Below are 25,389 nucleotides of genomic sequence, written 5' to 3'. Positions count from 1 at the left end.
GCATGAATCTTGACCAGATTGATTTAAAGATTATTGAGTGCCTTCGACGGAACGCAAGATGTACTAATGTGGAGCTCGGGGAGCAGGTCGGACTGTCCGCCTCGGCGTGCGCGCGGCGCATCCAGTCTCTTGAGGAGGAGGGAATCATCAGGGGATACACGGCAGTCATCAACACGTCTGCATCCGAGCATCTGCGTCCCGTCTTCCTGAGAATCAAACTCGCCAGTTCGACCGAGGACTGTCTAAAAAAATTTGAAAAGGCGATTCGCACTTGCGCGGAAGTTCGCGAGTGCTTTCTCGTGACCGGCGCATCTGACTATCTGCTGCGCATCGAGATCAGTGGATTCGAGGACTTTGAGCGGATCCACAAGGAGGTTCTCACCCGGCTACCGGGCGTCTCGAGCATCGAGTCCAGCTTCATCATTCGAAACGTTTTCTCGTACAAGTAGTTGCCGGATTGAGTGGCCAGCTTTGAATGAAAACGTCGGTGGGCCGGGCAGCCTTTGGGAGACATCTTCGCGCCGTAGTTTATGGCGGCCGAGACGGTGGATATGCGCAGCAAGCGGGATGAGGATGCGCTCAAGATCGAGGCCCAGTCTTGCTACACAGGCACGGCCGCCCCACCCGATCGCGATTATCGTCATCGTCATGCGCCTGGGCGCCGAGATGCGACTTCAATGCAAAACGGCCTGGCAAATGCCAGGCCGTTTCTTGTCCAAAGCTTGTCCAATTTTCAGCTTGGCGCAAGTTCAGACTCAACCGCTAATCGAGTCACCATCGCTGCAACAGTAACGATACTGACAAGCTGATCAATCGATATCAGTGATTGCCTTGCCGGAGAGGCTCACTCCCACTCAATCGTCGCCGGCGGCTTGCCCGAAATGTCGTACACAACCCGGTTCAAACCACGCACTTCGTTGATGATGCGGTTCGAGACCTTGCCAAGCAGTTCGTGCGGCAGGTGGGCCCAGTGAGCCGTCATGAAATCCTGCGTTTGCACGGCGCGCAGCGCTACGACCCACTCGTAAGTGCGGCCATCGCCCATCACCCCCACGCTCTTGACCGGCAGGAACACCGCGAACGCCTGACTCGTCAGTTCGTACCACGTCTTACCGCTATTCGGCTCGACCGTGTTACGCAGTTCCTCGATGAAGATCGCATCGGCACGACGCAGCAAATCCGCGTACTCCTGCTTCACTTCACCCAGAATACGCACGCCCAAACCCGGGCCCGGGAACGGATGACGATAGACCATGTCATGCGGCAGACCCAGCGCCACGCCGAGTTCGCGCACTTCGTCCTTGAACAGATCACGCAGCGGTTCCAGCAGCTTCAGACCCAGCGTCTCCGGCAGGCCACCGACATTGTGGTGGCTCTTGATCGTTGTGGCCTTCTTCGTCTTCGCGCCGCCCGACTCGATCACGTCCGGATAGATCGTGCCCTGCGCCAACCATTTTGCGTTCTTCAGCTTCTTCGCTTCCGCCTGGAACACTTCGACGAACTCACGGCCAATGATCTTGCGCTTCTGCTCCGGATCCGTCACCCCCTTAAGATGGCCCATGAACTGCGCCGTGGCGTCCACGTGCACGACCTTCGCGTGCAGACGCCCCTGGAACATCTCCATCACCATCTGACCTTCGTTCAGACGCAGCAGACCGTGATCGACGAACACGCACGTCAACTGATCGCCGATGGCACGGTGAATCAGTGCCGCCGCGACGCTCGAATCGACCCCACCCGACAGACCGAGAATCACTTCCTCATCGCCAACCTGCTCGCGGATCGCCTTGACAGCCTCCTCGATGTGATCGCGCATGATCCAGTCCGGCTTCGCTCCGGCGATCTCCAACACGAAACGTTCAAGCAACTCGCGGCCCTTCACGGTATGCGTGACTTCCGGGTGGAACTGCACCGCATAGTAGTGACGCGACACATCCGCCATGCCGGCGATCGGGCAGCTCGGCGTCGACGCCATCAACGCAAAGCCTTCCGGCAATTGCGTAACCTTGTCACCGTGGCTCATCCACACCTTGAGCATGCCGTGGCCTTCGGCCGTACGGAAATCCTCGATGCCGTCGAGCAGCGGCGTATGACCATGCGCACGCACTTCGGCGTAGCCGAATTCACGATGACTGCTGGCCTCGACCTGACCGCCCAATTGAACCGTCATCGCGAACATGCCGTAGCAGATACCCAGCACCGGCACCCCCAGATCCCAGACAGCCTGCGGTGCGCGCAGATCCTGATCCTCATAGGTGCTCGCGTGGCTACCCGACAGAATGATTGCCTTCGGATTGAATTCGCGGATGAATTCGTCCGAAACATCGTTCGGATGGATCTCGCAGTAGACGTGCGCCTCGCGAACGCGGCGTCCTATGAGCTGGGTGACTTGCGAGCCGAAGTCAAGAATGAGGATTTTGTCGTGCATCGTGAGGTACGGATGAAGTGGATTCGTTGGACGTCGGCGCCGTGGCGGAAGGCACGGGCGTGACAATGCCGGTGGCGCCCACAGGCGCGACCGGCGTGGTATTGACGGAAGCGGAGCCACCGCGAGGCGTCTCCATACGCGGCTCAGCGCGCGTGCCACGAGTCTCGTCGACAACCCGGGCATCGGAATAATCATGCGGTGCGTCGCGGCCCGTGTCGCTCACGACACCGCCCCGCACCTTCTCGCCAGCCTGTTGCGCCGCCTGTACGCGCTCTTTCGTGCGCACACTGGACGCCAGCTTGACAAGGATACCGCCGACCACCAGCAGGACAGCCCCGAGCGCAGCGAGCATCAGCTTGCCACCGCTCGACACCACCAATTGGCCGGAGATCAGCCACCCCAGCACGAACGCACCGCTGACCCAATTGATATGCCCCGTCACTTTCGCGACGGTCGCCGTCAACTGGCCATTCACGGTGGCGTGCCATTGCAACCAGGCCACGCCTATGAAGGCTACGCCGAGTACCTGCGCATAAAGCACGGGCGATGGCGCAGGCACATCAATGGCCGCATACAGCGATGACCAGAACGACGCGATCAGCAGCACGCCGAGTGCCAGATTCAACGCCGCATCGAGGAACAGTACCGTACGCAACATGGCCTTCATGGGCAATTACTCCACGTGGTAGTTGGGGGCTTCCTTCATGATCTGGACATCGTGCACATGCGATTCGCGCATGCCCGCGGCCGTGATTTCGACAAACTCTGCCTTTTCGTGCAGATCCTTGATCGACGGGCAACCGAGGTAGCCCATCGACGAGCGGATGCCGCCTGTCAGCTGATGCAGGATCGCGTTCACGCTGCCCTTGTACGCCACACGGCCTTCGATGCCTTCCGGCACAAGCTTGTCAGCGTTGTTGGCCGGGTCCTGGAAGTAACGATCTGCCGCACCATCCTTCATGGCGCCGACCGACCCCATGCCACGGTAGCTCTTGTACGAGCGGCCCTGATACAGGAACACTTCCCCAGGCGCTTCTTCCGTGCCGGAGAACATGCTGCCCATCATCACGGTGTGCGCGCCGGCAGCCAGTGCCTTCGCGACGTCGCCCGAGTAACGAATACCACCGTCGGCGATCAGCGGAACGCCCGTGTCCTTGAGCGCTTCTGCCACATTGGCGATGGCCGTGATCTGCGGCACACCGACACCGGCGACGATACGCGTCGTGCAGATCGAGCCCGGACCGATACCGACCTTGACCGCATCTGCACCATGCTCGACCAGCGCCAGTGCCGCACTTGCCGTGGCGATGTTGCCGCCAATGACTTCGATCTGCGGGAAATGCTTCTTGACCCACTGCACGCGATCGAGCACACCCTGGCTGTGACCGTGTGCCGTGTCGACCACGATCACGTCGACGCCGGCCGCAACCAGCAGTTCGACGCGCTCTTCGTTGTCCGAGCCCACACCGACGGCGGCGCCCACACGCAGCTTGCCGTGCTCGTCCTTGCTCGCCAGCGGGTATTCCGTCGCCTTGGTGATGTCCTTGACGGTCATCAGTCCGCGCAGCTCGAACGCGTCGTTGACGACCAGCACGCGCTCGAGGCGGTGATCGTGCATCAGACGTTCGGCGTCTGCCGGCGAAGCGCCTTCACGCACGGTGATGAGCTTCTCCTTCGGCGTCATGATCACGCGCACCGGCTCGTCGAGGCGGCTCTCGAAACGCAAGTCACGGTTGGTGACGATACCGATGAGCTGCGCGCCCTCCACCACCGGGAAACCGGAAATGCCATGCTGACGCGACAACGCGATCACATCGCGCACCTTCATGTGCGGCGGAATCGTGATCGGATCGCGCAGAACGCCCGACTCGAATCGCTTGACCTTCGAGACTTCCCGTGCCTGCTCGGCCGGCTTCAGATTCTTGTGAATGATACCGATACCGCCCTGTTGCGCCATGGCAATGGCCAGACGCGCCTCGGTCACCGTATCCATGGCGGCCGACAGCAAAGGCATGTTCAGGGTAATGTTGCGCGTGAGCTTGGTTTTCAGGCTGGTGTCGCGCGGGAGAACGGCAGAGTAGGCCGGGACGAGGAGCACGTCATCGAATGTGAGTGCTTTTTGGATCAGACGCATGGCAAATCCTATAGGCGCAAAACCGAATTATACAGAAATCGCGACAGGCATGGCATGTCTGCCCCACATGTCAAGGGGCTTTTTCCCCGACAAACCGATCCCCCCCCGGGTCGGACACATAATCGTGAGGCCTCCGGTCGCCTGACGATTGCCGCACCACTCGGCGCCACTCCGCGCCGGCGGACTGCCACCGCGGCCCGGCGCAGGATTTCACAAGCGTATCGTGACACCGGGATGCTATCCTTGCGCCCTCCCCAAGCGGGCGGGCGGCCAGAAAGGCCGGAAGCGAAGGACAGGACCGGGCGCACGACCGGCCGGGCGAGCGTGACACGGCACGCAGCACGCGATATCGAACACCCGTCAGATACTGCGCCGCCACTGCGCCCGCCAAACCAACTACGGATACGAATTTTCATAGGCAAAGGCATTGCTTACGGACTGGCAGCGGGGGCCTTGTCGGGACTGGTATTTCTGGCCCCTCGCCTGCTGCCGGGTTTCTCGCCGCTGGAATTGTCGGCTGCGCGTTACATCCTTTACGGGCTGGTGTCCGCACTGCTGCTCGCTCCGCTCTGGCCGCGCCTGCGGCACACTGTGACCGGCAACGACTGGCGGGCGCTGTTCCGCCTGAGTCTTGTCGGCAACCTCGTCTATTACCTGTTTCTGGCGGGCTCGGTTCAGATGGCGGGTATCGCCCCGGCCTCGCTGATCGTGGGTGTGCTGCCCGTCACCGTCACCCTGATCGGAAGTCGCGATCACGGCGCATTGCCGCTGTCGAAGCTTATCGGTCCGTTAACGCTCATCGCAGCAGGTATCGTCTGCATCAATGTGGATGCCTTTGTCCACACCGCAGCGAGCGGCGGCGACTGGCGCCTTACGCTGGCCGGCATCGCCTGCGCGATCGGTGCTTTGCTGAGCTGGACGTGGTATGCCGTCGCTAATGCCCGATATCTCGCGAAATTCGGACATTTCACGAGTCAAGAATGGTCGCTGCTGACGGGTGTCGCCACCGGCGTACTGGCGATTGCACTCGCCATCCCGGCCGTCGTGCTGCCGCATCCGGTCGCGGTCGAGGCACCGCGCGACTGGCAGATGTTTTTGATCGTGAACATCGCCGTGGCGGTCGGTGCTTCGGCCATCGGCAATGCGTTCTGGAATGCGGCGAGCCGGGCGCTGCCGCTAACCCTGTCAGGCCAGTTGATCGTGTTTGAAACGCTGTTCGCGCTTGGTTACGGATTCGTCTACGACCATCGTCTGCCGCGTTTGCTGGAGTTGGCGGCGATCGTGTTGCTGCTGGTCGGCGTAAGCGCGTCGGTCCGACTGCATTCGAGAGGGGGAACGCACTAGCCCGGAAGGCACGGAGCACTGTCCGGCATCAAGTTGCGCGTCGGCTGCTCCCGAGCCACTTCTGCCCTTCGCGGCTCCCTTCGTTGCGGACCTTCTCGACGCGGCGTTGACGCGCCAGTTTCGGATCGGCCTTGAGCGCCCGGTAGATTTCGATGCGATCCCCCGCGTCGACAGCGGCGTCGAGCGCACGCACCTTGCCGAACACCCCTGCCTTCATGCGTGCGATATCCAGTTCCGGAAAGCGTTGCAGCACACCGCTTCGCTCGATCGCATCGCGCATCGTGGCACCGATGGGCAACGTCACGGGGATCATCGTCTGCGCGTTCGGCAGCGCGTAACAAACCTCGACAATCATCTCATTTGACATAGACCGCCTCCGCACGCTTCACGAACGCGTCGACGAACGTATTGGCGATGTGACTGAAGACGGGGCCGATGACCTTCTCCAGCAGGAAATTCGCAAATTCGTAGTGCAGACTGAACTCGATCTTGCAGGCATTCTCACGCAGCGCGGTGAATTTCCACGTCCCGTGAAAACGCTTGAAAGGTCCCTCGACGAAGTGCATCTGAATGGCGTGCGGGCGCTCCTGCGTGTTGCGCGTCGCGAACGAATGCTTCAGGCCTTTGAAGTCGATGATCAGCGACGCCTCCATGCTGTGCTCGTCCTGATGCCGAATATCGACACCACCGCACCAAGGCAGGAATTTGGGGTAATCGGCGACATTGGTCACCAGATCGTACATTTGCTCGTCGGAGAAATGCACGAGAACGGTTTTACTGACTTCGGCCATCGTCTGTCGGGCGAGGTTTGCATGCGGCACGCGCGGTATCGATGTCTCACCGATCCGGTATGCGTCGCTGGCCGCCTCTTGCCGAGACTCTTTGTTAAAATCGCTATTTTACCCGAGCCCGACCCACCGGGTCCGACCAAGTTACCCGCCAAGGATCCATGAGCATCATCGACAACAGAAAGGCCTTCTTCGACTACCACATCGAGGAGCGATACGAAGCCGGGATCGTACTTGAAGGATGGGAAGTCAAGGCGATTCGCGCCGGGCGGGCGCAGATCAAGGAAGGATATGTCGTCATCAAACATGGCGAAATCTTTCTGATCGGCGCGCACATCAGTCCGTTGCAATCGGCATCCACGCATATCACCCCTGACCCGGTGCGCACGCGCAAGCTGCTGCTCAAGGCAGACGAAATCAAGAAACTCATTGGCAAGGTCGAGCAACGCGGTTACACGCTTGTCCCGCTCAACCTGCATTACAGCAAGGGGCTCGTGAAGTGCGAGATCGGCCTCGGCAAGGGCAAGAAGCTGCACGACAAGCGCGAGACCGAGAAGGAACGCGACTGGAATCGCGAGAAAGCACGATTGATGCGCAACCCCACATAAACCATTAAGCCATGTCGGACGCCGCCGTCATACCCGCGCGGCGTGATGGCGGATGCGGGAAAGCGCCCGCCCGCAAGGGCAGACGCCGTTCGGCCAAGTCGCTCCGACGCCGATCCGACATTGCGGCCCCGAATACGAAATCCAAAAAAATGCCGCTTCGATTGGCATATCGAAGCGGCATTTTCGTTTCCACGGTAGGGGTTAGCGCAAACAGGCGGCACCGCTTATGGGCGCCCCGCGCCCCAGGACTTAACGGCGCACGCCCGAGTTACCGAAGCCACCGGGGCTCCCTTCCGGGGGCGCGCCGGTGCCGCCCTCCGTGCCACGCACGATCTTGAGCGCCGACGCGATCATCCCGCTCATATCCGACAAATTGCCCGGCACGATCAGCGTGTTGTTCGTCTTCGCCATCTTGCTGAACGCATCGACATACTGCTCCGCGACCTTCAGGTTCACCGCCTCCATACCGCCCTGCGTCTGAATCGCCGTCGCAATCTTGTGAATGGCTTCGGCATTCGCCTCCGCCACCGCCAGAATTGCCGCAGCCTCACCTTGTGCCTGGTTGATCGCTGCCTGACGCTCACCTTCCGATTTCTGAATCGCGGCTTCGCGCGCACCGGAGGCCAGGTTGATCTGCTCCTGCTTCTTACCCTCAGACGCCGCGATCAATGCCCGCTTCTCGCGCTCGGCAGTGATTTGCGCCTGCATGGCATGCAGAATTTCCTTCGGCGGCGTCAGATCCTTGATCTCGTAACGCAGCACTTTTACGCCCCAGTTCGCGGCCGCCTCATCGAGCGCGTTCACCACGCTGTGATTGATGAACTCGCGCTCCTCGAACGTCTTGTCGAGTTCCAGCTTGCCGACCACGCTACGCAGCGTTGTCTGAGCCAGTTGCGTAATGGCGACGATGAAGTTGCTCGACCCGTAAGACGCCTTCATCGGATCCGTCACCTGAAAATACAGAATACCGTCAACCTGTAATTGCGTATTGTCCTTGGTGATACAGATCTGGCTCGGCACGTCGAGCGGAATTTCCTTGAGCACGTGCTTGTAGGCCACACGATCCACGAACGGTACGACGATGGACATGCCGGGCGTGAGCGTGGCGTGATACTTGCCGAGACGCTCCACCACCCACGCGTGCTGCTGCGGCACGATCTTGATCGAGCGCGCCGCAATGATCACCGCAATGATGAAGAGAATAAATGCGACGTTGGATATCATGTTTCCCCCCGAAAGCGTCTGCCCCACCAGCAGACTGGTTCCCTGTCACCCGCTATTGCGGGACTGACTATCTGACAGCGGCGACACGAAAGTGTTCGCCCGCATGACGAGCTTCAGCGCTCATCGGGGTGCGTGAACGACGCGCCCGCCACACTGAACTCGCCGGTGATCCTCACGCGATTTCGCGCCATCTCCCTTACGCGACCGCATGCACAACGTACAACCGGCTGCCGCGCACCTCTCGGATGACGAACCAACCGGGATCGGGCGATTCTCCCGGCAAAAGCTCCACGTCCCATTCGGCACCGCGATACATCGCGCGCGCCTGACCATCGGGACGCCATGCCTCCACCCGAAGTCGCTGACCGATGTCGAGATTGGTATTGGGGTCCGCCGACGCATCGACCTTGATACGACGCTTGCCGAACCGGCTACGGCGCAATGCCCACACGGCCACACTGGCCACCACCGCCGCCGAGACCCACTGCAACGGCCAATCCGCGCGCAACAGCGCGGCGATGCCACCAGCGGCCACGCCGAGCGCCACCATCAGGAGATAGAACGTCCCGCTCGCCAGCTCCAGCACCACGATCAATCCGGCAACGCCGAACCAAAGCCAAGCCTGCTCCATCGCAACTCCCAGATACAAAAAAACCCCGGTGTGATACCGGGGTTTATAGCATGAAACCAACTGGTCAGCGCGCTCATCCCAAGGGACGGCCCGCTTTCCAGTCGCGTCCGAGGTGCCGCTCGGACGCATCCTAAATCAGACGATTATCGCAGCGCTTACTTCGTCAGCTTGGCGAGTTGCTGCCACGTCTCGATTACCGTGTCCGGGTTGAGGGACATCGACGCAATACCTTCCTTCGCCAGCCACTCGGCGAGATCCGGATGGTCCGACGGGCCCTGACCGCAGATACCGACGTACTTGCCCTTGGACAGGCAAGCCTTGATCGCACGGCTCAGCATGAACTGAACAGCCGGGTCACGTTCGTCGAAGTCCTTCGCCAGCAATTCCATGCCCGAGTCGCGGTCCAGACCCAGCGTGAGCTGCGTCAGATCGTTCGAGCCGATCGAGAAACCGTCGAAGTACTCGAGGAATTCGTCGGCCAGAATGGCGTTCGACGGCACTTCGCACATCATGATGAGCTTCAGACCGTTCTCGCCACGCTTCAGACCATAGTCGCCGAGCATGTTGACCACGCGCTCCGCCTGGCCCAGCGTCCGCACGAACGGCACCATGATCTCCACGTTCGTCAGGCCCATCTCATCGCGAACGCGCTTGAGCGCACGGCACTCCATCTCGAAAGCTTCAGCGAAGTCTTCCGAGATGTAACGCGACGCACCGCGGAAGCCCAGCATCGGGTTTTCTTCATCCGGCTCGTAACGCGAACCGCCAATCAGCTTCTTGTACTCGTTGGACTTGAAGTCCGACAGACGCACGATCACGCTCTTCGGATAGAACGCCGCAGCGATCGTAGCGATGCCCTCGGCCAGCTTGTCGACGTAGAACGCACGCGGCGAGGCATGACCGCGAGCCACCGACTCGACCGCTTTCTTCAGGTCGGCGTCGATGTTCGGGTACTCGAGAATCGCGCGCGGGTGCACACCGATGTTGTTGTTGATGATGAATTCGAGACGCGCCAGACCCACACCTTCGTTCGGCAGTTGCGCGAAATCGAAGGCCAGTTGCGGGTTGCCCACGTTCATCATGATCTTGACCGGGATCTTCGGCATTTCGCCGCGCTGAATCTCGGTAACTTCGGTCTCGAGCAGACCATCGTAGATCTTGCCTTCGTCGCCTTCCGCGCACGAGACGGTCACCAGCGCGCCGTCCTTCAGTACGTCAGTGGCGTCACCGCAGCCGACCACGGCCGGCACGCCCAGCTCACGCGCGATAATGGCCGCGTGGCAGGTACGACCACCCCTGTTCGTCACGATGGCAGACGCACGCTTCATCACCGGCTCCCAGTTCGGGTCGGTCATGTCGGCCACCAGCACGTCGCCCGGCTGGACACGTTCCATTTCGCTCGGATCCATGATCACGCGCACCGGACCGGCGCCGATCTTCTGACCGATCGCGCGGCCCGTCGCCAGCACCGGCGCGTCGCCCTTGAGCTTGAAGCGCTGCTCAGCTTTGCCTGCCGACTGGCTCTTCACCGTTTCCGGACGCGCCTGAAGGATGTAGATCTTGCCATCCTTGCCGTCCTTGCCCCACTCGATGTCCATCGGACGACCGTAGTGCTTCTCGATGATCAGCGCGAACTTGGCCAGTTCGGCGCAATCGTCGTCGGTGATCGAGTAACGGTTACGCAGTTCCATCGGCACGTCGATGGTCTTCACGCGACCCGGTTCGCCCGGTTGTGTGAATTCCATCTTCACGAGCTTCGAGCCGAGGGTGCGGCGGATGATCGGATACTTGCCGGCCTTGAGCGTCGGCTTGAAGACGTAGAATTCGTCCGGGTTCACGGCGCCTTGCACGACCGTCTCGCCCAGGCCATAGCTGGCAGTGATGAAGACGACGTCCTGGAAACCCGACTCGGTGTCGATGGTGAACATCACGCCCGAGGCGCCGCAGTCCGAGCGCACCATGCGCTGCACACCGGCCGACAACGCCACTTCAGCGTGGGTGAAGCCCTTGTGGACGCGGTACGAAATTGCACGGTCGTTGTACAGCGACGCGAACACGTGCTTCATGCGATCGAGCACGTCTTCGATGCCGACGACGTTCAGATAGCTTTCCTGCTGACCGGCGAACGAAGCATCCGGCAAATCTTCGGCCGTGGCCGACGAACGCACGGCGAACGAAGCCTCCGGCTGGTCGCCGGCGATGCGTGCGAACTGGTCGCGAATTTCCTTCTCGAGTTGAGGCTGCAACGGCGCATCGACGATCCATTGACGGATTTCCGCACCGGCTTCCGCGAGCGCCTTGACGTTGTCCACGTCGAGACCCTCGAGACGCTTGGCAACGCGCTCGGTCAGGTTGTTGTGCTGGAGGAACTCGCGGAAGGCGAAAGACGTCGTGGCGAAGCCGCCCGGCACGCGAACCCCTGCGTTGGCCAGTTGGCTGATCATTTCGCCAAGTGATGCATTCTTGCCGCCGACCGACTCGACGTCGGTCATGCGCAGATGCTCAAACGGCACCACGTAGGCGCCGTCGTGTGCTGCGTTAGTCATAAAAGCCCCTAAGGTAAGAAAAAGAATTCTCGGCGGACCGGCTGGGACTGACATTGGCCGGTCGACCTGTTGGATAAGGAATCGCGCATTGTTCGCGCACATGTCGCGCTTATGCGTCGTCTTAAGCGTCGTCGAGAACCAGGGGCTAGCGCCCGACGACCCGCTGCAAACCATCGTCAATTCCCGGAACACCCCGCCGGACGAGGCTCACACGGAACATCGCGCGACGGTCGCGCAATTGCTTATCCAACAAGTTGCCGCTATTCTACCGTGCAATGCACCATTTTGCGATTCTGCGCATGAGCAACGCCACCACTCCCGGAAATTCCCCGATCCCCGCCGCTGGCAAGCCTGCCGCACCGGCCAAACCCATCGCCGCGCGGCCCGTTTTCATCGTGTCCGACGGCACGGGGATCACGGCGGAAACCTTCGCCCATTCGATCCTCGCGCAATTCGAGATGCGTTTCCGTCAGATCCGCGTACCGTTCGTGGATTCCGTCGATAAAGCCTATGAGACAGCGCAACGGATCAATGAAATGTATCGGAGCGAAGGGGTGCGTCCGATCATTTTCAGCACGCTGGTCGACGCCCGCGCCAATGAGATCCTGCGCAATTGCCAGGGCGTGATTCTCGACATGTTCCAGACATTCATCGAGCCGCTGGAACAGGAGTTGGGCCTGAAGTCGATGCACGCCATCGGCCGTGTGCACCAGAATGCCGACAGCGAAGCGTACAAGAACCGGATCGAGGCCGTGAACTTCTCGCTCGCGCACGATGACGGTCAGTCCAACAAGAATCTGCAAAGCGCCGACGTCATCCTCGTTGGCGTCTCGCGCAGCGGCAAGACGCCGACCACACTCTATCTCGCCATGCAGTACGGGGTGAAGGCGGCCAACTATCCGCTGATTCCCGACGACTTCGAGCGCGAAAAACTGCCCTCCACCCTCGATCAGTACAAGGACAAGATTTTCGGACTCTCCATCGATCCGCAACGTCTCTCCGAGATCCGTAACGAGCGTCGTCCGGGGAGCAAGTATGCGTCGCTGGAGAATTGCCGTTACGAGGTCAACGAAGCCGAAGCCATGATGCGCCGTGAAGGTATCAAGTGGTTGTCGTCGACGCACAAATCGATCGAGGAAATCGCAACGACGATCCTTCAGGAAATCAAGCTGGAGCGAGACGTTTACTGAGTTGCTGAGGGTATCGATCGGACCGCCGTAACGGAGCGGGAACGGAGCGGGAACGGAGCGGGAACGGAGCGGGAACGGAGCGGGAACGGAGCGGGAACGGAGCGGGAACGGACGGTCGCCAAGCAAAAGGGACGCCATGAGCGTCCCTTTTGCTTGATAGGTTGCGATTGATGGGTCAATCGGCGACCGACGTCAAGTCAGCCGCTGACGCACCGCCTCGAACAGACAGATGGCCGCACACGCCGCCACGTTCAGCGACTCCATTCCGCCCGGTTGCGGAATACGGATCGGCGTCTGCACGCGATCGAGCCAGTGTGGCGACACACCCGCACCTTCGTTGCCGAACACCCATGCCACCGGCGTGCGAAGATTCTGATCGTAGAGCGACGTACTTGCTTGCAGGCTTGTCGCGAGCAAGGGCACCGACAGGCGCGGCGCCAGCGAGTCCGGCGTGCAATGCTCCACGATGTTCAACGAGAAGTGCGCGCCCATGCCTGCGCGCAGCACCTTGCTCGACCACGCGAGCGCGGTGCCGGACATGCAGTAGATGTCCCGCACACCCGCCGCTGCTGCGCTGCGCAGAATCGAGCCGACGTTACCGGCGTCCTGCACCGCATCGAGGATGACGCAGTCGGTCGTCTGCGCCGCAGGCAAATGCCCTGACGGCATCTCCACGACGAATAGCAGCGACACCCCGTTGACCAACGTCGACAGCGGCGCGAACAGGGCCTCCGGCAGGCAGACACGGCGCTCCGGATCCACCTTTGCCCAGAGTTGTGCGACTTCGTCGTTCTCCAGCGCCGACTCCGCCGCCACACAGACTAACGGTTGTCCCAGCGCGCCGAGATAGGCGTCGGCCAAATGTACGCCTTCGAGCAGCGTCTGCCCCAGCTTGCGGCGCTGTTGGTTCGACTGCGCCAGTTGCTTCAGACGCTTGTAGAACGGATTATCTTTGGAACTGATGAGCTTCATGAGGAACGCACCACGCGCGGCAACGTAAGCGTGCCGAAGACTTCAAACGCTTCACGCACGGGCGCAAACGACTGACGATGATGCGGGCTCGGGCCATGCGCGCGCAAGGCTTCGAGATGCTTCGGCGTGCCGTAGCCGACGTGCTCGTTGAAGCCATACTGAGGGAACTCCTCGTGCAATGCGGCCAACTGACGGTCACGTGTCACCTTGGCCAGGATCGACGCCGCCGAAATCGCGGGCACCTTATCATCACCCTTGATGACAGCCTCGGCACGCATCGGCAACACCGGGCAACGATTGCCGTCGATGAGCGCCAGCGTCGGCACGCGTGACAGACCATTCACCGCGCGCTGCATCGCCAGCATCGTCGCATGCAGAATGTTCAGCGAATCGATCTCCGCGACGCTCGCCTCAGCAATGCAAAACGCCAGCGAACGCTCGACGATCTCTTCGTACAGCGCTTCGCGTCGCAGCGCGGTGAGCTTCTTCGAATCGGCCAGCCCCTTGATCGGTCGCGACGGATCGAGAATGACGGCGGCCGTCACGACCGGGCCCGCGAGCGGGCCGCGACCGACTTCATCCACCCCACAGGTCAGGTCCGCCGCAACGTCCGCAAACAAATCGAACACCATTTGCGGAGCCGGTGCCCTGGCCCCGGCACGTCCCCGCGGCTTGGTCGCGGTTGACGCAGCACCATCACGCAAAACGGTCTTGCGTACGGTTCGACGCACCTTCACGTCTTCACTCATATACGCCCTTTCTCACGCAGTACGCGCTCGATCACCTCGGCCGAACGCGCCGCGGTGTTCTGACGCAGTTGCTCGTGAATCTTCGTGAAGCGCGTTTGCAGCGATACCCGTAACGCGGCGTCCGTCAATTGCTGCCAAACGGCATCGGCAAGCGCTTCGGGCGTCGCGAAATGTTGCAGCAATTCCGGCACGACGAACTCGCCGCACAGAATGTTGGGCAAACCGACATACGGCAGATATCCCTGCCGCTTCATGATTTGCGCCGTTAGCCAGGGCACCTTGTACGAGATCACCATCGGCTTCTTGTACAACGCGGCCTCCAGCGTGGCCGTCCCGCTGGCGAGAAGCACGCTGTCTGCGGCCTCCAGCGCCAGCGGTGCACGTCCGTCGATCACCGTCAGATGGAGGTCGCGATGCGCATCGAGGATCGGTTGCATCATCGTACGCAGGCGCGGTGTGGCGGCCGGCAGCACGAAGCGAATCGCCGGATCGCGCTTTGCGAGCAAACGCATCGCCGCAAAAAACACCGGGGTGAGACGTTGCACTTCGGACGTGCGACTGCCCGGGAGAATCGCCACGACGGGCGCGTCGCCTTCCAGTCCGAGCTTCGCTCTGGCACCCGCGACATCGGGCACCATCGGGATCTTGTCGGCCATCGGATGGCCAACGAAGGTCGCGTCGATGCCCGCCCGGTGATAAATCTCCGGCTCGAACGGGAACAGGCACAGCATATGGTCGACGGCGCGCTTGATCTTCTTGATACGCCCACCTCGCCACGCCCAGATCGACGGGCTCACGAAGTGAATCGTCGGAATGCCCGCCTCACGCAGTCTGATTTCGAGATCGAAATTGAAGTCGGGAGCGTCGAAACCGACGAACGCCATCGGCTTTTCCACGAGCCAGCGCTCACGAAGCTGCTTGCGAATCGAAAGAATCTCGCGAAGATGCCTGATGACTTCGACGTAGCCCATGACGGAGAGCTTGTCGATCGGCCAATAGGCGTCGAAGCCCTCTTCCGCCATATGCGGACCACCGACACCCGCGTACGTGATGTCGGCCGGAAGGCTCTGTTTGAGACCGGCAAGCACATTGCCGGCAATGAGATCGCCAGACAGCTCCCCGGCCACCATCGCCAGGGTTCGCTGGCCGGCGCCGGGAAAGGTCGGCGACATAGGTCAGCGCACGATACCGCGCGTGCTTGCGTTGAGGAAGTCGAGCAGCGTACGGACAGCCTCGAAGACGTCCGGCGCCCCCGCATTGCCAAAGGCTTCGATCTGTGCCTTAGCCTCGTCGAGCGTCAATCCGCTCTTGTAGAGCAGCTTGTACGCGTGACGCAGTGCCGTGATGGCATCGGCCGAGAAGCCGCGGCGACGCAGGCCTTCGACGTTGATCCCGTAAGGCACGGCACGATCGCCCGAGGCAATGACGAACGAGGGCACGTCCTGCACGAGCACCGACGCCCCGCCCACCATCGCATGCGCGCCGATGCGCACGAACTGGTGCACGCCAGTCATGCCGCCGATGATTGCCCAGTCGTCGACATGCACGTGACCGGCCATCTGCGCGTTGCTCGAAAACACCGTGTGGTTGCCCACATGACAGTCGTGTGCGATGTGCACGTAGGCCATGATCCAGTTGTCGTTACCGACGCTCGTCAGCCCTCCGTCCTGCACCGTCCCGGTGTGAATGGTCGTGAACTCGCGAATCGTGTTGCGATCGCCGATGACGAGCTTGGTCGGCTCGCCTGCGTATTTCATATCCTGCGGATTACCGCCAATGGACGCGAACGGGCCAATCTTGTTGCCCTCGCCCAGCGTCGTGTGACCGTCGACAACCGTATGCGGGAGAATCTGCGTGCCTGCGCCGATCGTCACGTTCGGGCCGACAATGGCGTAAGGGCCGACGACGACGTCATCAGCCAATTGCGCTTTCGGATCGACGACTGCGGTGGAATGAATGTTCGTCATGAGCGTCTCGGTTCCGGTTATTCGCCGTTCTTCTTGACCATGCACATGAACTCGGCTTCGGCAGCAACTTCGCAACCTACCATGGCGCGCCCCTTGAACCAGTAGATCGCGCGCTTGTGCTTCACGAAGTCGACATCCAGCACGAGCTGATCACCCGGTTCGACCGGACGCTTGAAGCGAACGTTCTCGATCCCCACGAAATAATAAAGCGTGTTCTCGTCGTGCACCGGCTCGTCCGAGAATGTCAGCAGCGCCGCGGCCTGCGCCAGCGCTTCGACGATCAGCACGCCCGGCATCACCGGACGCTGCGGGTAATGGCCGGTGAAATACGGCTCATTGATCGTAACGTTCTTGATGACCTTGATGTTCTTGTGCGGCTCCAGTCCGATCACGCGATCCACCATCAGCATCGGATACCGATGCGGCAGCAGCTTCATGATCTTGTGGATGTCGATATTGATATTGGTCTCGCTCATTTGTCTTGCAGGTCCTTGACCTTCGCTTCAAGTTGACGCACGCGCTCGCGCATCTTATCCAGATTGCGCATGATGGCCGCGTTTTTATTCCATTCCGCGTTCGGAATCGCCGGAAACGCGCTGGTGTAGGTGCCGGGCCCGGGGATCGACTTCGACACCCCCGACTTGGCGGTCACGATGACCTTGTCCCCGATCACCACATGACCGGCAACGCCGACGTTACCGCCCAACATGCAGAATTTACCGATGGTGCTGCTGCCAGCAATGCCCGTGCATGCGGCAATCACCGTGAACGCCCCGACGCGCACATTGTGTGCGATCTGCACCAGATTATCGATCTTGCAGCCGCGCTCGATGACCGTGTCGGCCATGGCGCCACGATCGATCGTTGTCGATGCGCCGATCTCGACGTCGTCTTCGATCACCACACGACCGACCTGAGGGATCTTGACCCATTCACCGCCCGTGGCGGAGAAATCCGGGGCGAAGCCGAACCCGTCCGAGCCGATCACGGCGCCGGCCTGAATCACGCAACGCGCACCGATCACACTCATGTGATAAAGCGTGACGTTCGGATAAACGAGCACGTCGTCACCCAGCGTCGTCCCACGACCGACGAACACGTTCGCCATGAGCCGCACACGCTCGCCCAGACGCGCGCCCGCTTCGATCACGACATTCGGCCCGACCACGCATGAGGCAGGCACCACGGCTGTCGGGTCAACGGACGCACTCGGGTGAATCCCGGCCGGGGGCACCGGCGCTGCTGCCTGCGCGAACATCTGCGCGACGCGCGCAAAGTAAGCGTAGGGATTCGACGCAATGATCCACGCGCGTCCGTCGTGCGACGGCAGCTTGTCGAAATCGGCTTTGGAGAGAATCACTGCGGCAGCACCCGAATTAGGCACCTCCGCGAGATAAAGCGGATTGGACAGGAACGCCATTTGACGGGCACCCGCGCGATCGAGCGGTGCCAGGCCTTCCACGGTGACGTTGCCGTCACCCACGAGTTCGCCGCCGAAGCGTGCGACGATCTGCGCCAGCGTGACGAACGGCGCGGACGGAGCGGACGACGATCCCGACATGGAATGCGGACCCGTCACTTGCCGCTGGCGCCGCCCGAACCTGCGTTCAGGGTCTTGAGCACCTTATCCGTAATATCGATACGCGGGCTCACGTAGACCGCTTCCTGCACGATCAGGTCGTACTTGTCCGTTTCTGCGATTTGCTTGATGACGCGGTTGGCGCGGTCGAGCACCGCCGCAAGCTCTTCGTTACGACGCTGATTCAGGTCTTCCCGAAACTCGCGTTGCTTGCGTTGAAACTCGGTGTCGGCAGCGGCCAGATCGCGTTGACGCTTCGCGCGTTCGGCATCGCTCAGAGTCGGATTGTCCTTGTCGAGCTTGTCCGACATCGCCTTGAGACGTTGAGCCATATCTTGCAATGCCTTGTCCCGCGACGAGAATTCGGCTTCGAGTTTGGCTTGCGCAGCCTTGGCCGGCGTGGAATCGCGAAGAATGCGATCCGAATTAACTGCGGCGATGCGCGCATCCTGAGCCGAAGCCGCGAAGGCTGCCCCTGCCAGCAACGCCGCGGCGACGCCGCGAAGGCAATGCTTACGGATACCGTTCAATGTATTACCCCTTACAACGATGAAACGTTCGGAACCGGTCGAAATGCCGTCGTTAGAACGACGTACCGACCTGGAACTGGAATTTCTGATACTGGTCGCCCGTCTTCTTGACGAGCGGGAAGCCCATCGACAGCTTGAGCGGGCCAATCGGTGAAATCCACGACAGACCGAAACCGTAAGAATAGCGCAGGTTATTGAAGGTAATCGCCTGCCCGTTATCGAACACGTTACCACCGTCGAGGAACGTGAAGATACGAAGTGTACGGTCATAACCCGTGCCCGGCAGCGGGAACGTCAATTCAACGTTACCGATCAGCTTCGACGCACCACCCAGCGGTTCGCCATTGGTGTCCTTCGGACCCAGCGAGCTCGGCTCGTAACCACGCACCGAACCGATACCGCCGGCGAAGTAGTTCTTGAAGATCGGGAACGGCTGACCGCCCAGACCGTGGCCGTAACCGACTTCCCCGTTCAGCGCGAGCGTGAAGCCGCGGCTGACCGGGTAGTAGTACTGGTGCTGATAGTACGCGCGGAAGTACTTGGTCGTCCCGATCGGCGTGCCGACTTCGAGGTTGGCCTGTTGGTAGTGACCACGGTTCGGGATCAGCGCACTGTCACGCGAGTCGCGCGACCAACCCACCGTCAGCGGGTAGTTGTTGCTGACGTAACCGAACTGGTTCGCATAGTCGACGTAGCGCTGCGGCGTCGTGCCATCGCTCGTCAGATGCAAACGCGTCTGTTCGAAGCCCAGACCGAAGAAGACCGTGTCGACTTCCGAGAACGGCACCCCGAACTTCAGGTTGCCGCCGAGCGTGTTGATACGGAAATCCGAATCGCTCGTGAGCAGCAGCGGCTGATAAGTGCGGTAGTAAATGTCGGTAATGCGGCTCACGCCATCGACCGTGAAGTACGGATCGACCTGCGTCACCGCCAACGTACGATACGTCTTACCGGTGTTCACGTTCACCGAAAGCGACGTCCCCGAACCGAACACGTTGTCCTGGCTGATACCCGCCTGCAACACCACCTTGTCGGTTGACGAGAAGCCGGCACCCACGTTGATCGTACCCGTCGGCTTTTCTTCGACCTTCACCTGAAGGTCGACCTGATCGTTCGAACCCGCGACCGGCTCGGTCGTCACGTTCACATCGGTGAAGTAGCCCAGACGGTTGATACGATCCTGCGACAGCTTGAGGCGGTCGGCGTCGTACCATGAGCTTTCGAGCTGACGCAATTCACGGCGAATGACTTCGTCACGCGTACGCGAGTTGCCAACGATGTTGATCTTGCGAACGTACACACGACGGCCCGGATCGATCGTCAGCGTGAGCGCAACGGTATGGTTGTTGCGGTCGATGGTCGGCTGAGCGTTGACGTTCGCGAAAGCGAAGCCGTAGTTGCCCAGCAGGTCGGAAATGGCCTTCGTGCTCGCCTGCAGTTTCGCGGCCGAGAACGTGTCGCCCGCCTTCAGTTGTACGAGCTTCTGGATGTCGTCCTGCTTGCCCAGCATTTCACCGGAGAGCTTGACGTCCGACACCTTGTACGGCTCGCCTTCGTGCAGGTTGATCGTCAGATACATCTGATCCTTGTCCGGCGTAATCGAGACGTCGGTGGAGTCGATGTTGAATTCGAGATAACCGCGATTCAGGTAGAACGAGCGCAGTTTTTCCAGGTCGCCCGTGAGCTTGTCCTTGGAATACAGATCGTTCTTCGAATACCAGGACAGCCAGTTCGGCGTGCCCAGCTCCATCTCGGACATCAGGTCCGACGAGGAGAATGCCTTGTTGCCGACGAAATTGATCTGCTGGATCGTGGCCTTCGGACCTTCCGTCACGGCAAATTGAATGCCGACGCGATTACGTTCGAGCGGCGTGACCGTCGTCTTGACCTCCGCAGCGTAGTAGCCGCGCGTGAGGTATTGGCGCTTGAGTTCCTGCTCCGACTTGTCGAGCAGGTTACGGTCGAAGGTGCGACCTTCGGTCAGGCCGACCGAGCGCAATGCCTTCTTCAAACCGTCTTTGTCGAATTCCTTGATACCGAGGAAGTCGATGGAAGCAATCGCGGGACGCTCGTTGACGTGCACCACCAGCACGCTGCCTTGCGCTTCAACACTCACGTCGGAGAAGAGGCCCGTAGCGTAAAGGGCACGAATTGCTTCGGTGCCCTTATCATCGTTGAACTTGTCGCCCGGCTTCACGGGCAGGTACGAAAATACGGTACCGGGTTCGATGCGCTGCAAGCCCTCCACTCGGATATCCTTGACCACGAAGGGCTCGACGGCGCGTGCCAGAAAACTGTGTGCCGCCAGAACCGCAATCACCAGGGTCTTCGGAACAAGGTGGTATTTATTCGACAACTTGCTTCCCCAAGAAACAATTGAATCGTAAAAACTCGGATTTGCCTGCGACCGGCAGGCACGTGACGCTGTCCTAGTGCAGCAACTTCGACAGGTCGTTGAAAAGTGCTACGGCAGAGAGCGCAAGGATGCAAACGATGCCCACTCGTTGCAGCGCGCCCTGCCACCGCTCGGAAACTGCCCGACCGGTAATCGCTTCGACCGCATAATATAACAGATAGCCACCGTCCAAAACTGGAATCGGCAACAGATTCAATACGCCCAGGCTAATGCTGACAAGCGCCAGAAAGGCAACGAAATAATCGAGCCCGAGTCGGGCCGAACGCCCCGCGTAGTCTGCAATCGTGACCGGTCCGCTCAGATTTTTGAGCGATGCCTGCCCGGTGATCATTTTCCCGAACATCCGCACACTGAACGCCGTTACATCCCACGTACGCTGCGCCCCCCGGCCAATCGCTTCGAACAGCCCGTAGCGCACCGTCACCGAATCGACCTGACTCGCCAATGCCGCCCCGATCCTGCCGACGCGCGCGCCCCCGGCCGCAGCCGGATCGACCTCGGCGCTCGGCGTCAGTGTGACGCTGCGCAAATTACCGTCGCGGCGCACGGTCAGCGTCATCGGCTGCCCCGGATGCGCGCGCACCGCGTCCACCAGCCCCTTGGCAGACACGACGGGACTTGAATCGACCGCCGTAATCTCATCGCCGACGCGCAGCCCGGCGAGGCCTGCCGCCCCGCCCGCCATGACCTGCCCCACCGTGACACGCGCCGAAGGCACCAGCCCCAAACGCTGCATGAAGTCCTGCTCGCCATCGGCATCAAAGTGCTGACCCGCCGCGTCGAGCGTGTATTCAGCGCGGCCATCACGCGTACGGGCGACCAGCGTCACCCGCTGCCCCTCGATCATCGGATCGACGAGACGCCAGCGAAGGTCTTCCCAGGAACGGACGGCGGCCTCCTCGCCGATCCCCGCTTCAGGATTTCTCCCGTTTTCACGCACACCGGTGATCAGCTCACCGCCCGACAAGCCCGCCCGCGCGGCAAGCGTGCCCGCCGCAGGCGGCGCAATTCGGGCGACGGGCTCCGTCACGCCAACCAGATTCAGGCCGGCGTACAGCGCAATGGCAAGGAGGAAATTGGCGACCGGGCCGGCCGCGACGATAGCGAAGCGTTTGTAGACCGACTTCTGATTGAACGCCCGCGAACGATCCTCCGGGGCCACGGTCTGCGTCTCGTCGCGCTCGTCGAGCATACGAACATAACCGCCGAGCGGCAGCGCGCAGATGGTCCATTCGGTACGGTCCCGCCCCATGGTCCACTTGAGCAGCGGCGCACCGAACCCAACGGAGAACCGAAGCACCTTCACGTCGCACAACCGCGCGACGGTGTAGTGGCCCAGCTCATGGAACACCACCAGGACGCCAATCGCGACGGCGAACGCAAGCAACGTGGTCAGCAAATTCATGAGCGGAAGGGCCCCGAAGACGTTACGACATGAGCAGCGGCGTCAGGAACGCGCTGGCGCGGGCAACCTGGCGACGATGGCCGTCGCCAGTTCACGCGCACGACGGTCAGCATCGAGCACCACGTCGAGCGACGTGGCCTCGCCCACCGGCACGGCGTCGAGCACCTGCTCCACGACCTGCGCGATGGCGGTAAAACGGATACGCCCCTCGAGGAACGCAGCCACTGCGATCTCGTTCGAGGCATTGAGCAGCGCCCCTGCGGTACCACCGCGATGCAGCGTATCGAATGCCAGGCGCAAACACGGGAAGCGTCGCAGATCCGGCGCTTCGAATGTCAGTTTGCCAATATCCGCGAGATTCAGGCCCGCCACGCCCGACATCACCCGATCCGGGAATGCGAGCGCGTGCGCAATCGGCGTACGCATATCGGGATTACCGAGTTGCGCCAAGGTGGAGCCGTCCGTATACGTGACCATCGAGTGAATCACGCTTTGCGGGTGGATCAACACCTCGATTTTCTCGGGCGGCATACCGAACAGCCAGTGCGCTTCGATGACCTCGAGGCCCTTGTTCATCATACTGGCCGAGTCCACCGAAATTTTGCGCCCCATCACCCAGTTCGGATGGGCACACGCCTCGTCCGGCGTCACATTCTCCAGCGAAGCCAGTTCGCGCTCCCGGAACGGGCCACCCGAAGCCGTCAGCACCAGCTTTTCCACGCCGCGCGTGGAAATCCGGTTCTCGCCGGCGACTTGCGGCAAACACTGGAAGATGGCGTTGTGTTCGCTGTCGAGCGGCAGCAACGTGGCGCCCGCGCGCTCGGCGGTCGCCATGAAAAGCGCCCCGGAAAGCACCAGCGACTCTTTGTTGGCAAGCAGAATGCGTTTACCTGCACGGGCGGCAGCAAGCGTCGACTGGAGCCCCGCAGCCCCGACGATCGCGGCGACCACCATCATAGGCTCGGCAGCCTGCGCAATCTCGATCAGCGCTTGCGGGCCGTATGCCACGTCGATCTTCAATCCGGCTTGCACCAGTCGAGCCGACAGAACACTCGCGCCTTCGGCATCGGCCACAACGGCGACCTTCGGGCGATGCGCGACGCACTGCTCGAAGAGACGATCGAGGTTACGATGCGCAGATAGTGCGTAGACCGAGAAGCGATCGGGGTGACGCCCCACGACATCGAGCGTGCTAACGCCGATGGAGCCAGTGGAGCCGAGAATGGAGAGACGTTGCGACATGATCAGACGAAGAGCAGAGCGAGCGGGAGCACCGGAAGAAGCGCGTCGATTCTGTCGAGCACGCCCCCATGGCCGGGCAGCAGCGCGCTGGAATCCTTCACGCCGGCTTGCCGCTTGAGTTGAGATTCGAACAGATCGCCCACGACCGAAAAGGCCACCAGCACCGTCAGCGTCAACACGCCGAGTGCGATGCCCCGCGTGCTGGCGAGATGAGAAACGATGGTGGGCGCCTGCAGACCGCTTGCGAGCACCGCCCCTGCGACCACGAGTACCAGCAACCAACCGCCGATCGCCCCCTCCCAGGATTTCCCGGGACTAATGGAGGGCGCGAGCTTGCGCTTACCGAACGCGCGCCCCGCAAAATAGGCCCCCGTGTCGGCCAGCCACACGATCACGAGCACGGAAAGCAGAAACGCGACGCCGCGCTCACGCGCCAGACATAGCGCCTGCCAGGCGGCGATCAGCAATACGGGGCCGGCGGCCAGCAGCAAGCCGCGCCACGCACCATGCGTCGCAGGCTTACGTATCAAGGTATAGGGACCGGCAAGCAACCAGAAGACAGCCGCAGGCTTGAGCCAGATCGGCGACAGCGTCCATCCGCCCACCCACGTCATGCCGACGCCGAGCAACGCCAGCGCCCCGTAAAAAATCGCGCCTGTGCCGTTCAGGCCGACCAGCCGTCCCCACTCCCAACCCGCTGCCGCCACGATGACGGCCGCGAGCAATGCGAACTGCGCCGGCGTACCGACGAAGATCACGGGCAAAAGAATGGCGAGAAGTACGACAGCGGTAATAACGCGTGTCTTGAGCATCAGGCGGATTGTCCCGAGGGGTTCTGGACTTGCGCGCTAGTCCGGCCGAAACGGCGTTCGCGCTGCTGAAACTCGGCGACGGCCCGCTTGAGCGTATTGGCGTTGAAGTCCGGCCAGAATTCTTCGGTGAAATAGAGTTCAGTGTACGCCAGTTGCCAAAGCAGAAAATTACTGACGCGCTGATCGCCGCCGGTTCGGATGAAGAGATCCGGCTCCGGCGCATAGGCCATGCTCAGGTAAGGCGCGAGATCGTCTTCGGTGAACGACGCGTCAAGCGCGGCCTCCCCGCCCTGCGCAACACGCGCGGCGGCAAGCTTCTGAGCGGCCTGAAGAATATCCCACCGCCCGCCATAATTAGCGGCAATGGTCAACGTAAGCCCTTTGTTGTCCTGGGTGCGCTCCTCGGCACGTCGGACGAGTTCCTGGATACGTGGCTCGAACGCTTCGAGCGCACCGATGACGCGAAGGCGGATACCGTTGCTATGCAACTTCCCCACTTCGCGCTCGAGCGCAAGAATGAACAACTGCATCAGCGTCGACACTTCATCCTGCGGACGACGCCAGTTCTCGGAACTGAACGCGAACAGGGTCAGATACTCGACGCCGATTTCGGCACACGCCGTCACCGCTTCGCGTACGGCGTCAACGCCACGCTTGTGCCCCGCCACACGAGGCAATTTACGACTGGTAGCCCAACGCCCGTTGCCATCCATGACGATGGCAACGTGGCGCGGAATGCTCGCTGTCTCTGGAGCAGAAAGCGTAGAGCTGAGAAAACCCATTGAGATACGGCGCGGGAGTCGAGCGCGAAAGTCTGCGGAGAT

23 protein-coding genes and 1 pseudogene are annotated in these 25,389 nt (G+C 61.2%); 4 read left to right on the top strand and 20 right to left on the bottom strand.

Translation table 11 applies throughout. The features are described 5' to 3' along the window. Positions 1-2: 2 nt before the first annotated feature. Positions 3-449 (top strand): Lrp/AsnC family transcriptional regulator, encoded by a 447-nt coding sequence (locus PAN31108_RS14530; RefSeq protein ID WP_150669526.1) that lies wholly within the window; start codon positions 3-5, stop codon positions 447-449. Between the two features lie 395 nt (positions 450-844). On the opposite strand, the gene guaA is transcribed toward PAN31108_RS14530, so the two are convergent. From guaA to guaB, 3 genes are read right to left on the bottom strand one after another with little or no spacing between them, the layout of a single operon-like run. Then, entirely contained in the window at positions 845-2,428 is a 1,584-nt protein-coding gene (gene guaA / locus PAN31108_RS14525; protein ID WP_150669525.1) for a glutamine-hydrolyzing GMP synthase, read from the bottom strand. After that, a complete protein-coding gene (locus PAN31108_RS14520) occupies positions 2,403-3,095 on the bottom strand; it encodes a hypothetical protein (protein WP_150669524.1) in 693 nt (230 codons plus the stop codon). Before PAN31108_RS14520 ends, guaA begins: the two co-directional genes overlap by 26 nt. 6 nt (positions 3,096-3,101) lie before the next feature. Beyond that, complete coding sequence (gene guaB / locus PAN31108_RS14515; RefSeq protein ID WP_150669523.1) at positions 3,102-4,562, bottom strand: IMP dehydrogenase; 1,461 nt, start codon at positions 4,560-4,562, stop codon at positions 3,102-3,104. A gap of 414 nt (positions 4,563-4,976) precedes the next feature. On the opposite strand from guaB, the gene PAN31108_RS14510 reads away from it, so the two are divergent. Further along, a complete protein-coding gene (locus tag PAN31108_RS14510; RefSeq protein WP_150669556.1) occupies positions 4,977-5,906 on the top strand; it encodes a DMT family transporter in 930 nt (309 codons plus the stop codon). 28 nt (positions 5,907-5,934) lie between these two features. On the opposite strand, the gene PAN31108_RS14505 is transcribed toward PAN31108_RS14510, so the two are convergent. Beyond that, positions 5,935-6,273, bottom strand: coding sequence for an RnfH family protein (locus tag PAN31108_RS14505; protein ID WP_150669522.1), 339 nt, complete (start codon positions 6,271-6,273; stop codon positions 5,935-5,937). After that, positions 6,263-6,697, bottom strand: coding sequence for a type II toxin-antitoxin system RatA family toxin (locus PAN31108_RS14500; RefSeq protein WP_150669555.1), 435 nt, complete (start codon positions 6,695-6,697; stop codon positions 6,263-6,265). Before PAN31108_RS14500 ends, PAN31108_RS14505 begins: the two co-directional genes overlap by 11 nt. A gap of 155 nt (positions 6,698-6,852) precedes the next feature. On the opposite strand from PAN31108_RS14500, the pseudogene smpB reads away from it, so the two are divergent. Further along, positions 6,853-7,302, top strand: a pseudogene (gene smpB, locus PAN31108_RS14495) (SsrA-binding protein SmpB); the annotation flags it as partial. 249 nt (positions 7,303-7,551) lie between these two features. Here smpB and PAN31108_RS14490 read toward each other — a convergent pair. The 3 genes from PAN31108_RS14490 to ppsA all read right to left on the bottom strand — a co-directional run bounded on the left by PAN31108_RS14490 (position 7,552) and on the right by ppsA (position 11,703). Next, the gene (locus tag PAN31108_RS14490; protein WP_150669520.1) at positions 7,552-8,526 is read right to left on the bottom strand and encodes an SPFH domain-containing protein; all 975 of its coding nucleotides are present in this window, start codon (positions 8,524-8,526) and stop codon (positions 7,552-7,554) included. A gap of 196 nt (positions 8,527-8,722) precedes the next feature. Further along, positions 8,723-9,157, bottom strand: a complete 435-nt coding sequence (locus PAN31108_RS14485) for an NfeD family protein (protein ID WP_150669519.1) — start codon at positions 9,155-9,157, stop codon at positions 8,723-8,725. A 155-nt stretch (positions 9,158-9,312) separates the two neighbouring features. Continuing rightward, positions 9,313-11,703, bottom strand: a complete 2,391-nt coding sequence (ppsA, locus tag PAN31108_RS14480; protein ID WP_150669518.1) for a phosphoenolpyruvate synthase — start codon at positions 11,701-11,703, stop codon at positions 9,313-9,315. A 299-nt stretch (positions 11,704-12,002) separates the two neighbouring features. On the opposite strand from ppsA, the gene ppsR reads away from it, so the two are divergent. Then, positions 12,003-12,893, top strand: coding sequence for a posphoenolpyruvate synthetase regulatory kinase/phosphorylase PpsR (gene ppsR / locus PAN31108_RS14475; RefSeq protein WP_150669517.1), 891 nt, complete (start codon positions 12,003-12,005; stop codon positions 12,891-12,893). Between the two features lie 192 nt (positions 12,894-13,085). Here ppsR and PAN31108_RS14470 read toward each other — a convergent pair whose 3' ends face one another. The 12 genes from PAN31108_RS14470 to uppS all read right to left on the bottom strand — a co-directional run bounded on the left by PAN31108_RS14470 (position 13,086) and on the right by uppS (position 25,347). Continuing rightward, positions 13,086-13,865 carry a TrmH family RNA methyltransferase gene (locus tag PAN31108_RS14470; protein WP_150669516.1) on the bottom strand — a complete coding sequence of 260 codons (780 nt, stop codon included), beginning with the start codon at positions 13,863-13,865 and terminating at the stop codon, positions 13,086-13,088. After that, positions 13,862-14,497: a ribonuclease HII gene (rnhB, locus tag PAN31108_RS14465; protein ID WP_246183959.1), complete on the bottom strand. Its 636-nt coding sequence runs from the start codon at positions 14,495-14,497 to the stop codon at positions 13,862-13,864. The genes PAN31108_RS14470 and rnhB overlap by 4 nt, the downstream gene beginning before the upstream one ends. Positions 14,498-14,610: 113 nt before the next feature. Continuing rightward, a complete protein-coding gene (gene lpxB, locus PAN31108_RS14460) occupies positions 14,611-15,786 on the bottom strand; it encodes a lipid-A-disaccharide synthase (protein WP_174994984.1) in 1,176 nt (391 codons plus the stop codon). A gap of 3 nt (positions 15,787-15,789) precedes the next feature. Further along, positions 15,790-16,581: an acyl-ACP--UDP-N-acetylglucosamine O-acyltransferase gene (lpxA, locus tag PAN31108_RS14455; protein WP_150669514.1), complete on the bottom strand. Its 792-nt coding sequence runs from the start codon at positions 16,579-16,581 to the stop codon at positions 15,790-15,792. 17 nt (positions 16,582-16,598) lie between these two features. After that, positions 16,599-17,057: a 3-hydroxyacyl-ACP dehydratase FabZ gene (gene fabZ / locus PAN31108_RS14450; RefSeq protein WP_150669513.1), complete on the bottom strand. Its 459-nt coding sequence runs from the start codon at positions 17,055-17,057 to the stop codon at positions 16,599-16,601. Continuing rightward, complete coding sequence (gene lpxD / locus PAN31108_RS14445) at positions 17,054-18,142, bottom strand: UDP-3-O-(3-hydroxymyristoyl)glucosamine N-acyltransferase (protein ID WP_150669512.1); 1,089 nt, start codon at positions 18,140-18,142, stop codon at positions 17,054-17,056. The genes fabZ and lpxD overlap by 4 nt, the downstream gene beginning before the upstream one ends. Positions 18,143-18,156: 14 nt before the next feature. Next, a complete protein-coding gene (locus PAN31108_RS14440) occupies positions 18,157-18,690 on the bottom strand; it encodes an OmpH/Skp family outer membrane protein (protein WP_370819652.1) in 534 nt (177 codons plus the stop codon). Between the two features lie 52 nt (positions 18,691-18,742). After that, on the bottom strand, positions 18,743-21,046 hold the full coding sequence (gene bamA / locus PAN31108_RS14435) for an outer membrane protein assembly factor BamA (RefSeq protein ID WP_174994983.1): 2,304 nt from the start codon (positions 21,044-21,046) through the stop codon (positions 18,743-18,745). Between the two features lie 73 nt (positions 21,047-21,119). Then, positions 21,120-22,511, bottom strand: coding sequence for an RIP metalloprotease RseP (gene rseP / locus PAN31108_RS14430; RefSeq protein ID WP_150669510.1), 1,392 nt, complete (start codon positions 22,509-22,511; stop codon positions 21,120-21,122). Between the two features lie 42 nt (positions 22,512-22,553). Further along, positions 22,554-23,753 (bottom strand): 1-deoxy-D-xylulose-5-phosphate reductoisomerase, encoded by a 1,200-nt coding sequence (gene ispC, locus PAN31108_RS14425; RefSeq protein WP_150669509.1) that lies wholly within the window; start codon positions 23,751-23,753, stop codon positions 22,554-22,556. Positions 23,754-23,755: 2 nt separating this feature from the next. Further along, complete coding sequence (locus PAN31108_RS14420) at positions 23,756-24,565, bottom strand: phosphatidate cytidylyltransferase (RefSeq protein WP_150669508.1); 810 nt, start codon at positions 24,563-24,565, stop codon at positions 23,756-23,758. Further along, a complete protein-coding gene (gene uppS / locus PAN31108_RS14415) occupies positions 24,565-25,347 on the bottom strand; it encodes a polyprenyl diphosphate synthase (RefSeq protein ID WP_150669507.1) in 783 nt (260 codons plus the stop codon). Before uppS ends, PAN31108_RS14420 begins: the two co-directional genes overlap by 1 nt. Between the last annotated feature and the right edge of the window lie 42 nt (positions 25,348-25,389).

The organism is Pandoraea anhela (genome assembly GCF_902459655.1).
Lineage (GTDB): Bacteria > Pseudomonadota > Gammaproteobacteria > Burkholderiales > Burkholderiaceae > Pandoraea > Pandoraea anhela.
This window is presented reverse-complemented; position numbering and strand designations above follow the sequence as displayed.